Below are 14,305 nucleotides of genomic sequence, written 5' to 3' on the forward strand. Positions count from 1 at the left end.
AATGTGATTGGGCATAATGACAAAGGCATAGACCTTGATCAGTTTTTTTAGGGATAGTGTTTGTAAGGAGTTGATAATGATAAGCTTGTTTTCTACAGAGGTTAGCAGGGGTAACCAATTATGGATTGTAGCGGTCCAAAAGTAAATTTTGCCAAAATGGGTGGTTGATTTTCTTAAAGGAGTTAGCATATTTAAATTTACTCCATTATTGTTGAATATATAGGCATGGCGGTTAGTGGGACACGAACCGGGGCTGGAAAACAAGCGTTATGATTGAGGTTCTCGAAGTGACCGGGGGAACATGGGAAGCCATGGTTCGTGTCTCACAAACCGTTTTTTTAAGTATGTCGTATGTCAAATACCCGCTGTCATTCCTGTCCGGTTCTCAATGATGAAATGTATTGAATGATAAAGGAATTAACCCCAGCAGGGATTATTGTAAAACTACGTCCTACAATAAGGATACGCCTGTAACTGTCACAGGTTTTGTATTAAATTTTTCAATACTGTGTAAGTTTTCTTATTTTTGCAACGTTGTATCAACTTTGAAAAGAGTAAAACATATACGTTTCTGGGCTGCCTGGGTATTATTGGTAGTGTTTGCATTGGGTGTTACACCCAAGCCTTTGCTGCATGAATTGTTTGTAGCACATATAGAGGCAGGCACTGCCGACCTGACGCATCATGAGCATGGAAAACAAACCACTGTTTGCAGTACGCCTGTTTCCTGTGAGTGTAACAACATCGAACCCCTGGCACCTTTTACGGATGTTCCGACAAACAAAGTAGTAAGTATTACAACACCGGAAAATGCCACACCTGTTCATTTCGCGGTTCGCATTCACTCTGCGCCGCATAATTACTTTTCGTTACGGGGTCCGCCTCGGCTTGCATAATTTTTAGTTGGTGAAAGCAGTAAGCAACCATGGGTATGGTTGTACTGTTCCTATTTTTTATGCAGTAAATCTTATTTCATTGCGATTACTATTATTGATTGCCTTTTGGGCAATGTCTGCCATCACACTATGGGCGCAGGATTGTACATTACGTTTTAGCGGACATGTGGAAGATGCGGATACAAAGGAAAAACTATCCGGCGCAGCGGTATTGATCCGTGGCGTGAACCGGCAGATTGTTACGGATGCAAAAGGCGATTTTGTATTCACCAATCTCTGTGCCGGTACCTACGAGGTGGTGATCAGCCATGCCGGCTGTGAAACCATTACACAAACCATACAGCTGGATAAAGCCCGGCACGTAGATTTTTTCCTGCCGCATGCCCGTAAGGAATTAGGCGATGTAGTAGTAACCACGCAAAAAGGAATAAGTACCGGTAGTTTTAAAAAAACATTATCAGGTACCGAACTGGATGAGGTGAAAGGGCTGTCCATTGCCGATGCACTGGGCCGTATAAATGGTGTTACATTATTACAAACCGGCTCTAATATTGCCAAGCCCATGATACATGGTTTGCATAGCAGCCGGATACTGACCATTAATAATGGTGTACGCCAGGAAGGGCAGCAGTGGGGTAATGAGCATGCCCTGGAAATTGATCCCTTCATTGCCGATAATTTAACCATTATAAAAGGAGTGGATGAACTGCGTTATGGCAGTGATGCCATCGGCGGTGTTATTCTGGTAAATCCTAAAGCATTGCTTCATACACCCGGTTATAATGCGGAGTTCAACACCATGTACTTTACCAATAACAATGCTTATGTGGTATCGGGCATGTTCGAACAGCAGTTAAAAAAACTACCGGCCTTCAGTTACCGTTTACAGGGAACATTCAAACAAGGTGGCAATGTAGCAGCTCCTGATTACCGGTTAAACAATACAGGTAACCGCGAGGCCAACTTTTCCGTTACGGCCGGCTGGAAAAAAAGCAATTATAATATAGAAACTTTTTACAGCCAGTTTTTTACCAAAGTGGGCATCTTCCAGGGGGCGCATATCGGTAATGTAACCGATCTGCTGCATGCCATTGAGGTAGGCAAACCCGATGCCGGTTTTTTAGGAGAAAAAACGTATAAAATAGAACGTCCCTCGCAGGAAGTGCAACATAATTTGTTTAAACTGAAATCAACTGTAAAAACGGGTTTAAGCAGGTGGAATTTTCAGTTCGCTGCGCAGTTTAATAAAAGAAAAGAGTACGACGTTATCAGGAACAGCACCAGTACCCAGCCCCAGTTAACCTTTGGTGTATTAACCCTGTCCGAAGATATTTCATGGGAACACCGGCCATGGGGAAACTTCCAGGGGGTAATAGGGGCATCGGCCATACAACAGAACAACTGGTACACGGGACGTTACCTTATTCCCGATTACCAATCATATAGCGGAGGTTTATATTGGATAGAAAAATGGAGCCGTCATCAATGGGATGTACAGGGCGGCCTGCGTTTCGATTACAAAACCTTATCTACCAAACGGTATATGTTTGGTGGTGATACCAGCGCACATGATTTTAATTTCAGTACCATGGCCGGTTCGCTTAACGGTGGTTACCGCCTGAACAATAATGGCGGCAGGTTCAATGCCGGTATTAGTGTCAGCAGCAGGGCGCCGCATGTTAACGAGTTGCTTACTGACGGGGTGCATCACGGCTCTGCTACTTACGAGCAGGGTGATATTAATTTGAAAACAGAAAAATCGGTTCATGTATCGCTGGGTTATGTATGGGATAATCCCAACAGCAAATGGAGCCTGGATATAAGTCTTTATCACCAGCGGATCAATGATTTTATATACCAGCAACCCAAACCCGATGAGCCGGTGATCACTATCCGGGGCAGTTTCCCCCTTCTGGTGTATCAGCAAACAGATGCTACATTACAGGGTATAGACGTAACGGCGGGTTACCGTTTGTTGCCACGTTTAACACTGGTCGGTAAAACAGCCTTATTATGGGCCAGGAACCGCAGCATTGATGACTGGCTCATTGGTATGCCTGGACACAGAGTTACAGGTGAGATCGTTTACCTGTTGCCGGATAGGGGAAGGTTTTCAAAAACAGATATCAGGGTAGAAGTGCCAACGGTATTTAAACAAACACGTATGCCTGATGAAACCATACATGGTAAACAGGACTACGCCATGCCACCGGATGGTTATACCCTGCTGAATGTGCAGGCCAACACAACAGTAATGATAGGTAAAGTGCCCGTGGGCTTTGGCGTGGGAGCGTATAACCTGTTAAACCAGCGTTACCGCGATTACCTGAACAGTTTCAGGTACTACACCGATGCGCAGGGCACCAATATTAATTTCCGGGTTAAAGTTCCCTTGCAATCAATTTTTAAACATTAGTAGAAAAAAAGTAAAGCATGAAAACTCTATTGAAATCGTTTTTAGCTGTTAGTATGTTAGCGGTATTTGTAACGTCGTGTAAAAAAGATAAAGATGATGATCAGCACGAGCACGATCATGAAGTAATTGGCACGGTAAACCTCAGGTTTACAAAAGTTGGTACAGGTGAAGTAAAAACCTTTTCCTGGAAGGACCTGGACGGGGATGGCGGAAATGCACCGGTTATACAGGACCTGGAATTGGCTGAAAATGCCGTGTACAATGTAAGTGTGGAGTTGCTGGATATAGAAGGACATGACCTTACCCACGATATTCAGGATCACGAAGCTGACCATCACCGTTTTTATTACGAGGTTACAGTTACAGGCGGTGCTATTACCATTTCCGATCTGGATAAGGACGATGATGGTGTAACCCTTGGCCTTAAAAGCAAATGGACCACAACCGCCCACAGCGAAGGCACTGTAAAAATAACCTTACGTCACTACCAGAACGATAATAAGGCCGAAGCTGACCTGGTGAACAGCAGCAAATCTGCTACTGATGCCGAGCTGATCTTCCCCGTACATGTGCATTAATAATTAAAACAAGTTTTTAAATAAAAGAGGAAGTATCAAAAATAAACGAAGGCCTTGAGAATGGCTTAAACGACAATCAGTCTCCATCAGGGATCCGAATAAAACGAGGCTGCCTCATACTTTTGAGACAGCCTCGTTTTTATTACTTAAAATATTCTTTCTCTAAAGCCGCCCAGTTAAATTCCTGATCCGGTAAACGGAGTATTGCCAGGACATTTTTAGGTTGCCAGAAATGTTGTGATGCTCGTTGCAGGTCGTTATACTGGTAAAACCGGTATAAATTTTTAGAAGCAAATTCAAATGAATAAGTAGCTGAATTATTGTTATATGCTTTTCCTTTACGGTAATATTCAGGTATCTGCTCATCAGTTGGCAAACTATCAGCTTTTAGTATGTATAAACTATCTATTACGGTTTGCCAGCTGTTTTTCAGTGGTGTAACGGTTACCTTTTTATAATCGGTTATTGTTTCCGACAATGTGTTGGCTACAAAATTAACCTTCATAAAATATATAGTGGCATTATATTGCTCTTCGTTCCGGGTAATTTCTATTAACGAATGCGGTTGATTATATGTTCCGTTCTGACGGGTAACCCAGGTGCGGAAAATAAAATCGGAAGATGATGTTTCCGGTTGTTCCAGCTTGAGTTGTTTTTCTTTTTGTTTATCCAGGTGCCAGTAAACAAAGGGATATCCGTTAAACTGGTGACCTTTATCATAGTAAGGGATATCCAGCTTTTTGGAAGATTCAGGAACAGGGGTGAAAAGCTGTGCGAGCGCAACACTGTTAACCTTTGAGCTGAAACAGCCGGCGCCGGTAAAGGCTAAGCTAATAAGTATAATAAAGGTATTTCTTTTCATAGCTTTTAATATATCGTGTTTATTGAACAATAAACTTAATGTAGTTTATTTAGAATCACCTGAAATTTTTATCAGTTGAAATTGGCATAGATTATTTTCAGTATTCACATTTCCAGATGGTTCTTTACATGTTTCAACGCCTGCCGGGTACAATAAGTTTGATATGGGATAGAAAATACCGGTGCTACTAACCGGGTCAGCTAATTTCCGGGTTGTGAAAAAGTATGTATTTTAAATATTATCTGACCGTCTTTTGTTTGTTCAAGCATAAATGTGGAAATACCTTTTTCTGCGTGCCCCTGTAATGTTTCGTAACTAAAGCCAATACGTTCCGGGGTTATAATGAGTTCGCTGATCCTTACACCGAATATAATTTTTTGAGACAGGTTTCTGTAAGGAGGAAGATAAACCTGCTGCACGATTGTATCACCCACCTGCATTTTCCGGTTTTCGGCCTGCCATTGTGAGTAGGAGGACATGATATGTGGCGGGAAGATTTGATAATTAAATAAAAAGCGTGTGTCGATAGCAGAGAGCGGTTTGGCAAGGGCTACCGGAATGCCGGTCTCTTTTTCTGTAAGCCCCTGTTTACGATAATCCATAACAGGTTGCAGCTTTAGTTGCTGCAGGTGTTTGTCAAAATATGGACTTTGGTCGGTGAAGTATAATTTCATGATCCTGTTATCTTATACAATTAATCCTGGCGAATAACCTTACCGGACGATGAACGGAGCGTCGCAACAGTTGCTCAATCAGGGCACTGCAGCCGGTACCCAACAAAATACTGCATTATTTAATTATCTGATTAACTTTGCGCCATGACAATAGAAAAATTACAGGATATGCGGTCCCGCATTGCCGGGATAAGGAGGTTTCTTTGACGTTGCTAATAAAGAAGCAAAGATCGAAGAACAAAAACAATTCTCACTAAGTCCGGGTTTTTGGGACGATAACAAACGTGCCACCGAAATTCTTAAAACCATTAAGGTAAACGAGTACTGGGTAAAACTGTTCCACACTGCGGAAACGGCGGTGGAGGATTTTGCCATTTTGTTTGATTTCTGGAAAAGTGGCGATGCCACTGAAGAGGAAACAAAGGAAGCGTATGAAAAGGCCTTACATGAACTGGAGGATGCGGAGTTTAAAGCCACACTGAATGAACCTGAGGACGAGTTAACTGCCATTGTACAGATAAACTCCGGCGCCGGTGGTACCGAGAGCCAGGACTGGGCCGAAATGCTGGCCCGTATGTACCGGATGTATGGCGAAAAACAAGGCTGGAAAATTACCGAGATGGACTGGCAGTGGGGCGATGGTGCCGGTATTAAAACCGCCACTTTACAGTTTGAAGGTGCCTTTGCCTACGGCTTTTTAAAAGGTGAAAGCGGGGTACACCGCCTGGTGCGTATATCGCCTTTCGACAGTAATGCCCGCCGTCATACCTCTTTTGTATCGGTATTTGTGTACCCGCTGGTAGACGATACGATCAATATCGAGATCAACCCGGCTGATGTGAAGATGGAAACCTCACGTAGTGGTGGTGCAGGCGGACAGAACGTAAATAAGGTAGAAACCAAAGTACAGTTAACGCATATTCCCACGGGTATAGTAGTGGTTTGTCAGCAGGACAGGAGCCAGTTGGGCAACCGCGAATTGGCCATGCAAATGTTACGCAGCCGTTTATACGAGGAGGAGTTGCGCAAACGCCAGGCCATTAAAGATGCGGCCAACAGTAAAAAGAAAAAGATTGAATGGGGCAGCCAGATACGCAGCTACGTATTCCATCCCTATAAAATGATTAAAGACCACCGTACGGATTTTGAAGTGGGTAATGTACAACCGGTGATGGATGGCGAACTGGACGGGTTTATAAAGGCGTATTTGATGAGTGAGAAAGAAGGAGAGAGTTAATTAGCAAATTAGGTAATGTGCTAATTTGAAAATGAATACCAGAAAATGTAGCGCAAGTGTTTAGTTTTTTGTAAATAAACAGTTGCAAATAGGGAAAGTAAAAATAGGTTAAACGATTGCAAATATTGATCAAAAATTATATCCATTTCACAAGCTAATTAATTTTAATTAAGGGTATTTTTGTATTAATTGTCTAATTAACAAATTATCTAATTATCAAATTAAAAATATGTCTTTAGGAACATTTTCATATCCATTGCCGGCAAATGAACCGGTATTAAATTACGGACCGGGATCGGCAGAGAAGAAACGTTTAAAGGAAGTATTGGCGCTTTTGAAAAAGGAGAAAGCGGATATACCCATGTATATAGGTGGTAAAGAAGTGCGTACCAATAAAACGCAGAGTATTCATCCGCCACATGAAATAAAACATACGCTGGGCCATTTTCATATTGGTACGGAGAAACATGTGCAACAGGCCATTGATGCGGCGCTGGCTGCAAAGGATAGCTGGGCTGCTATGTCATGGGAAGACAGGGCCGGCATTTTTTTGAAAGCCGCTGACCTGATTGCTACCAAGTACCGTCCTTATATGAACGGCACTACCATGCTGGGCCAGAGTAAGAATGCTTACCAGGCGGAGATTGATGCCGCCTGTGAGATCGTTGATTTTTTACGCTTTAATGTTCACTACTTAAGCGAGATCTATAAACAACAGCCGATAAGCGGACCGGGTATGCATAACCGTTTGGAGTTTCGTCCTTTAGAAGGTTTTGTACTGGCGGTTACACCTTTCAACTTTACAGCTATCGGTGGTAACCTGCCTACCAGTGCTGCCATGTGTGGTAATACCGTGGTATGGAAGCCTGCCAACACGCAGGTATATTCTGCACAGATGTTCATGCGTATTCTGCAGGAAGCAGGTTTGCCGGATGGTGTCATTAACCTGATCTATGTTGACGGACCTACTTTAGGTAAAATTTGTTTTGCCCACCGTGATTTTACAGGTGTACACTTTACCGGCTCAACAGGTGTGTTTAACAATATGTGGGAGACCATTGGTAAAAACATGGGTAACTATAAAACCTATCCCCGTATTGTTGGCGAAACCGGTGGTAAGGACTTTGTAGTAGCACACCCCAGTGCCAAGGCCGATGTAGTGGCAACCGCTTTACTGCGTGGGGCTTTTGAGTTCCAGGGACAAAAATGTTCTGCTGCTTCCCGCGCTTATATCCCCTCTAACCTGGCAGAAGAAGTGAAGAAAAAACTGGTGGCCGGTATTAAGAGCTTTAAAATGGGTACGGTAGAAGACTTTACCAATTTTATTAACGCGGTTATTGACGAAAAGAGTTTTGATAAAATTGCCGCTTATATTGACAATGCAAAAAAAGATAAGAAAGCGGAAATATGGGCCGGTGGTAAATACGATAAAAGCAAGGGGTATTTTATCCAGCCTACCGTTATTGAAGCCAAAGATCCCAAATATGTAACCATGTGCGAGGAAATATTTGGCCCGGTATTAACGGTATACGTATACCCTGAGAAGAAATTTGAAGAAGTACTTGAACTGGTTGATACAACCTCTCCTTATGCTTTAACAGGATCTATTATCTCAACCGATCGCAACGCAATTGCATTGGCTACCGATAAGCTGCGTAACGCGGCCGGTAATTTTTACGTAAATGATAAACCTACCGGTGCTGTTGTAGGCCAACAACCTTTCGGTGGCGCCCGTGCAAGCGGTACCAACGATAAAGCAGGCAGTATTTTAAACCTGTATCGCTGGTTAAGTCCCCGCACCATTAAAGAAACATTTAACCCGCCAACGGATTATGCTTATCCGTTTATGCAGGAGAAATAAATACACCTTTTAATAAGTGGTAAGTAAATATTTACTTACCACTTATTACTTAAAACTTATAACTTCATTGAAACCTATACTTACCGCACAGCAACTATCCATCACCGTTCGCCGCCTGGCACAACAGGTGCTGGAAGATCATATTGACCTGGAAAATACCGTTATCATTGGCCTGCAGCCAAGAGGCATTTACCTGTCCGACAAAATTGTGGCGGAGATCGGTAAGGAAATTCCGATGGAACAGGTTAAGTATGGTCAACTGGACATTACTTTTTACAGGGATGATGTGCGGAACCAGTTACATATTGCCAATGCTACCCATATTCCCTTTTCTATTGAAGGCAAAAAAGTAGTGTTGATTGATGATGTACTGTTCACGGGTCGTACTATCCGTGCGGCATTGGACGCTTTACTGGATTTTGGCCGCCCGCAGAAAGTGGAGTTATGCGTGCTGATTGACAGGAGGTTTAGCCGGGAATTGCCCATTCAACCCAACTATGTAGGCCGTTCAGTAGATGCCCTGGTAAGCCAGAAGATCAAAGTGTTCTGGCAGGATAAGGACGGTAAAGACGAAGTGGCTTTACTGGACAACGAATAAGTCTGTATTCATATTCATTCGGTTGTTACATACCACCGGATCTTTTCATAGACCATATTGTCGATACTCATTATTTTTTGCAGCTCCTGTATATTATGAAACAGGCCGTGCTGCAGGCGAAAGGCCACAATACTTTTTGCCATACTGCCTTTAATGTAAGGGTGTGCAGCCAGTACCTCTGCGGTTGCAGTATTAATATTCAGCTTTTTTATACCGTCGGCATTCACCGCTAAATAAGGTTTAATTTTTTGAAAGGTAGAATCGGGTACACCATAGGTCTCCGCTACCTGCTCAACCCGGTAAAACCCACCCAGCTTTTCCCTGAAATTAACGATACGCCTGGCAAGGGCAGCGCCAATACCGGGCAGGGAGCTATACTCAGCTGTATCGGCCTTGTTTATATCAAGGGTATGGTAGGTTTTTTTAGTGTAGGCAGGGTAGGAGGGTTTATTGGTGGATGCATGCTGTGGATCAGGTGTAACAGGGTAAACCGGCTTTTCACGTGCCGGGATCTGTACATAAGGTAATAAAGCAAGATAATCGGCCTGGCTAAGGCCATATACTTTCTGCAGGTCTTCCGGTTTTCTAAACTCCCCGCCTTTGTTCCGGTAATTCATGATCGTACGAATGGTTTTGGGCCTTATCCCCAGTTTTTGCCAGCCTTCGGCGGATAATTCATTGGGATTAAAGTAAAAAAGCGTTCTGCCGGGGGTATTGAAATAACTTTTCGGTGTAACCTGGTCAAACAGGTTATTGGCTGCGTAATCATTTTGTGAATCTCCTGCCGCGGCCTGTTCCTTTAAACGTGCGGCTGCGAGTAACCAGGCTGAATCCTGTTTATTGAGGCTAGCCGGTTGCTTTACAAAATACCCGGTGTAATGGGCTGCTATATATAAAAGGAGAATAATGACAAGCAGGGTGATCACCCCTGTTACCTCTTTTTTTGAAAACCCGGGTAAGGTTTTGGTGGCTGGTTTCATGATGGTGGATGGTTAGCCTTACTAATGTACAATTTTACAGGGATTTATTAAAAAAAACTGCGGTAAATTGCGGGTGCGTTTTTGCAAAATAAAATGCCCCAAAATGCCTTTTTTGGCCTTATTCTTGTTGGCAAAAAAGTCTTGTTTGTATGCCGTATCTTTCTTACCTTTGCAATCCTTTATTTTGGCCAAATATATTTTGACGTTCCTAAATACATTCAATTGATTGAATTTCAATGGCTTTCATTTTAGTAAAATGATGGCCTGTTTGTGTTTTGTGTACTCAAAATTTTTAAAAACCGGTAATTACGCATATGTCTTCTACAAAATTGACCTCAAGAGTGGATTTTGGAAAAATCAAGCATCTGGCAGAAACCCCAGATTTACTTGAAGTTCAAATTCAGTCGTTCAAAGAGTTTTTCCAGTTAGAAACAACACCAGACAAACGTGATATAGAAGGTTTGTTCCGGGTGTTTAAAGACAATTTTCCCATTACTGATACCCGTAACATCTTTGTACTGGAGTTCTTGGATTACTTTATCGATCCGCCCCGTTACTCTATTGAAGAGTGTATGGAGCGTGGTTTAACTTACGCTGTTCCCCTGAAAGCCAAACTTCGTTTGAGCTGTAATGATGAGGAGCACGTTGACTTCCAAACTATCGTTCAGGACGTGTTTTTGGGTAATATTCCTTACATGACTCCCCGTGGTACTTTTGTTATCAACGGTGCCGAGCGTGTAGTGGTATCTCAATTACACCGTTCTCCGGGTGTATTCTTTGGTCAGTCCGTTCACCCGAATGGTACAAAAATATACTCTGCAAGGGTTATTCCTTTCAAAGGAGCCTGGATGGAGTTTGCTACGGATATCAATAACGTAATGTACGCGTATATTGACCGTAAGAAAAAATTCCCTGTTACCACTTTATTACGTTCTATCGGCTTTGAAACCGATAAAGATATCCTGACCCTGTTCGGTATGGCCGATGAGGTGAAAGGTGAGCGTAAAGCTTTGGAAAAATATGTTGGACGCCGATTAGCTGCCCGTGTATTAAGAACATGGGTTGAGGATTTCGTAGACGAGGATACCGGTGAGGTAGTGTCTATTGAGCGTAACGAGATCGTAATGGAGCGTGACACTATTTTAGATGAAGAAGCTATTGATACCATTGCTGATATGGATGTAGCCAGCGTATTTATTCAACGTGAAGATGTTGGTGGTGACTACGCTATTATCTACAATACTTTAAATAAAGATACTTCCAACTCTGAGCTGGAAGCGGTTCAGTTTATCTACCGCCAGTTACGTGGTGCCGATGCGCCTGATAACGAAACTGCCCGTGGTATTATTGACAAGTTGTTCTTTAGTGACAAGCGTTATGACCTGGGTGAAGTAGGCCGTTACAAGATCAACCGTAAACTGAATATTGATCAGCCTTTAACTAAAAAGGTACTGACCAAGGAAGATATTATCCTGATCATTAAATACCTGGTTCGTTTAACCAATGGTAAAGCGGAGATTGATGATATTGACCACTTAAGCAACCGTCGTGTACGTACAGTAGGTGAGCAGTTATATGCCCAGTTCGGTGTAGGTCTGGCGCGTATGGCACGTACTATCCGTGAAAGGATGAACGTACGTGATAACGAGGTATTTACTCCTGTTGACCTGATCAATGCGAGAACACTTTCTTCGGTTATCAACTCGTTCTTTGGTACATCCCAGTTATCACAGTTCTTAGACCAGACCAACCCGCTTTCCGAGATCACGCACAAGCGTCGTATTTCAGCGTTAGGGCCAGGTGGTTTAAGCCGTGAGCGTGCGGGCTTTGAGGTTCGTGACGTACACTATTCTCACTACGGTCGTTTATGTACCATTGAAACACCGGAAGGACCCAACATCGGTCTGATCTCTACTTTATGCGTTCACGCAAAAATCAACGATATGGGCTTTATTGAAACCCCTTATCGTAAAGTGAAGAACGGTAAAGTAAATATGAATGAGTTAGAGCTGTTAAGTGCCGAGGAAGAAGATGAAGCAAAAATTGCACAGGCTAACTCACCACTGGATGCCAATGGCAACTTTGTGGAAGACCGTATTGTAAGCCGTGAAACAGGTGATTTCCCGATTTTAGATAAAAATGACGTGGAGTTCATGGACGTTGCACCTAACCAGATCGTGGGTCTGAGTGCTTCCCTGATTCCTTTCTTAGAGCATGATGATGCCAACCGTGCGCTGATGGGATCGAACATGCAACGCCAGGCTGTACCGTTATTACGCCCGGATGCCCCGATCGTAGGTACCGGTTTGGAAGGTAAAGCAGCCCGTGATGCACGTATCCAGATACACGCTGACGGTAATGGTGTGGTAGAATTTGTAGATGCTAACGAAATTCATGTACGTTACACCCGTGACGAATCTGAAAAATTAGTAAGCTTTGAAGATGACCTGCGTGTGTATAAACTGACCAAGTTTATTAAAACCAACCAGGAAACCTGCATTAACTTAAAGCCTGCTGTTAAAAAAGGCCAGAAAGTGGTGAACGGTGATTTCTTAACGGAAGGTTATGCTACACAGAACGGTGAGCTGGCGCTGGGTAAAAACCTGAAAGTGGCCTTCATGCCATGGAAAGGGTACAACTTTGAGGATGCCATCGTGATCAGTGAGCGTGTGGTAAAAGAAGATATGTACACATCGGTTCACATTTCTGAATATGAACTGGAAGTGCGTGATACCAAATTAGGTGAAGAGGAATTAACCCCGGATATCCCTAACGTATCAGAAGAAGCAACCCGTGAGTTAGATGAGAACGGTATTATCCGTATTGGTGCGCAGGTAAAAGAAGGTGATATCTTAATTGGTAAGATCACTCCTAAAGGTGAAAGTGATCCTACACCTGAAGAAAAACTTTTACGTGCCATCTTTGGTGACAAAGCCGGTGATGCGAAAGATGCTTCTTTAAAAGCACCAAACGGTGTGGAAGGTATTGTAATTGGTAAAAAATTATTCCAGCGTGCCAAAAAAGATAAGAACGCCAAGATCCGTGAAAAAGCAGCTATTGAGAAGCTGGAAAAAATTCACGAGAAAAACGAAGCCGACTTATTACAGGTATTGTTAGATAAATTAACAGCATTATTAAAAGACCATTCATCAGCCGGTGTTAGCAATAACTTTGGTGAGGTACAAATAGGTAAGGGCGCTAAGTTCACTCCTAAAAACCTTTCCGGTTTAGACTATGCCAACATCAACCCATTAGGTTGGACCGGTGACAGCAAAATTGATGGTCAGATCAATATACTGTTACACAACTATAACATTAAATACAACGAAGAATTAGGCCGTTACAAAAGAGAGAAATTCAATATTTCTATCGGTGACGAGTTACCTGCCGGTGTATTGAAACTGGCAAAAATTTACCTGGCTGTAAAACGTAAGTTGAAAGTGGGTGATAAAATGGCCGGTCGTCACGGTAACAAAGGTATCGTTGCTAAAATTGTACGCCAGGAGGATATGCCGTTCCTGGAAGACGGAACACCGGTTGACGTTGTCTTGAACCCCTTAGGTGTACCCAGCCGTATGAACTTAGGACAGATTTATGAAACTGTTTTAGGTTGGGCTGGTCAGAAATTAGGATTGAAATTCGCCACACCGATTTTTGATGGTGCTACCACCGATGAAATTGAGAAATACTGTGACGAAGCCGGCATTCCTAAATTCGGTCACACTTACCTGTATGATGGTGAAACCGGAGAACGTTTCCACCAGAAAGCAACCGTGGGTATTATTTACGTTATCAAGCTGCACCACATGGTGGATGATAAAATGCACGCCCGTTCGATAGGACCATATTCATTAATTACGCAACAGCCTTTAGGTGGTAAAGCACAGTTTGGTGGTCAGCGTTTTGGTGAGATGGAGGTGTGGGCCCTGGAAGCATACGGTGCTTCTAACATTTTACAGGAATTATTAACCCTGAAATCGGATGACATTATAGGTCGTGCAAAAACCTATGAGGCCATTGTGAAAGGTGATAATATTCCAAGAGCAGGTGTACCGGAATCGTTCAACGTACTGGTACATGAGTTGAGAGGTTTAGGTTTAGATCTTCATTTTGATTAAGACATAATATTCTTTTCGGGCCTTGCCTTTGGCGAGGCTTTGAAAAGGATGATGCACTTACAAAATGCTGATAAGGGAACAGAAC

10 protein-coding genes are annotated in these 14,305 nt (G+C 42.9%); 7 read left to right on the forward strand and 3 right to left on the reverse strand.

Annotated elements, in window-relative coordinates; genetic code table 11:
• Window positions 1-545: 545 nt before the first annotated feature.
• The 3 genes from ACFS6H_RS07990 (at window position 546) to ACFS6H_RS08000 (ending at window position 3,890) form a co-directional block, all read left to right on the forward strand.
• Window positions 546-896, forward strand: a complete 351-nt coding sequence (locus ACFS6H_RS07990) for a hypothetical protein (protein ID WP_386097028.1) — start codon at window positions 546-548, stop codon at window positions 894-896.
• Window positions 897-975: 79 nt separating this feature from the next.
• On the forward strand, window positions 976-3,312 hold the full coding sequence (locus ACFS6H_RS07995) for a TonB-dependent receptor (RefSeq protein ID WP_386097030.1): 2,337 nt from the start codon (window positions 976-978) through the stop codon (window positions 3,310-3,312).
• A gap of 17 nt (window positions 3,313-3,329) precedes the next feature.
• Window positions 3,330-3,890 (forward strand): hypothetical protein, encoded by a 561-nt coding sequence (locus ACFS6H_RS08000; RefSeq protein WP_386097032.1) that lies wholly within the window; start codon window positions 3,330-3,332, stop codon window positions 3,888-3,890.
• Between the two features lie 142 nt (window positions 3,891-4,032).
• On the opposite strand, the gene ACFS6H_RS08005 is transcribed toward ACFS6H_RS08000, so the two are convergent.
• Together ACFS6H_RS08005 and ACFS6H_RS08010 are read right to left on the reverse strand one after the other, a co-directional pair.
• On the reverse strand, window positions 4,033-4,752 hold the full coding sequence (locus ACFS6H_RS08005; protein ID WP_386097034.1) for a hypothetical protein: 720 nt from the start codon (window positions 4,750-4,752) through the stop codon (window positions 4,033-4,035).
• A 200-nt stretch (window positions 4,753-4,952) separates the two neighbouring features.
• The gene (locus tag ACFS6H_RS08010; RefSeq protein ID WP_386097036.1) at window positions 4,953-5,426 is read right to left on the reverse strand and encodes a DUF1990 family protein; all 474 of its coding nucleotides are present in this window, start codon (window positions 5,424-5,426) and stop codon (window positions 4,953-4,955) included.
• A gap of 144 nt (window positions 5,427-5,570) precedes the next feature.
• Here ACFS6H_RS08010 and prfB point away from each other — a divergent pair.
• The 3 genes from prfB (at window position 5,571) to pyrR (ending at window position 9,122) form a co-directional block, all read left to right on the forward strand.
• A protein-coding gene (gene prfB, locus ACFS6H_RS08015) for a peptide chain release factor 2 (protein WP_386097038.1) occupies window positions 5,571-6,663 on the forward strand; the annotation gives its coding sequence in 2 pieces (ribosomal slippage) (window positions 5,571-5,630 and window positions 5,632-6,663; 1,092 coding nt in all).
• A gap of 229 nt (window positions 6,664-6,892) precedes the next feature.
• Window positions 6,893-8,524: an L-glutamate gamma-semialdehyde dehydrogenase gene (gene pruA / locus ACFS6H_RS08020; RefSeq protein ID WP_386097040.1), complete on the forward strand. Its 1,632-nt coding sequence runs from the start codon at window positions 6,893-6,895 to the stop codon at window positions 8,522-8,524.
• A gap of 67 nt (window positions 8,525-8,591) precedes the next feature.
• Window positions 8,592-9,122 carry a bifunctional pyr operon transcriptional regulator/uracil phosphoribosyltransferase PyrR gene (gene pyrR, locus ACFS6H_RS08025; protein WP_386097042.1) on the forward strand — a complete coding sequence of 177 codons (531 nt, stop codon included), beginning with the start codon at window positions 8,592-8,594 and terminating at the stop codon, window positions 9,120-9,122.
• A 14-nt stretch (window positions 9,123-9,136) separates the two neighbouring features.
• Here pyrR and ACFS6H_RS08030 read toward each other — a convergent pair whose 3' ends face one another.
• Entirely contained in the window at window positions 9,137-10,102 is a 966-nt protein-coding gene (locus ACFS6H_RS08030) for a ComEA family DNA-binding protein (RefSeq protein WP_386097044.1), read from the reverse strand.
• A gap of 314 nt (window positions 10,103-10,416) precedes the next feature.
• Here ACFS6H_RS08030 and rpoB point away from each other — a divergent pair, with 314 nt between their 5' ends.
• Entirely contained in the window at window positions 10,417-14,220 is a 3,804-nt protein-coding gene (gene rpoB, locus ACFS6H_RS08035) for a DNA-directed RNA polymerase subunit beta (RefSeq protein WP_386097046.1), read from the forward strand.
• Window positions 14,221-14,305 lie beyond the last annotated feature (85 nt).

Source organism: Terrimonas rubra, assembly GCF_042686025.1.
Lineage (GTDB): Bacteria > Bacteroidota > Bacteroidia > Chitinophagales > Chitinophagaceae > Terrimonas > Terrimonas rubra.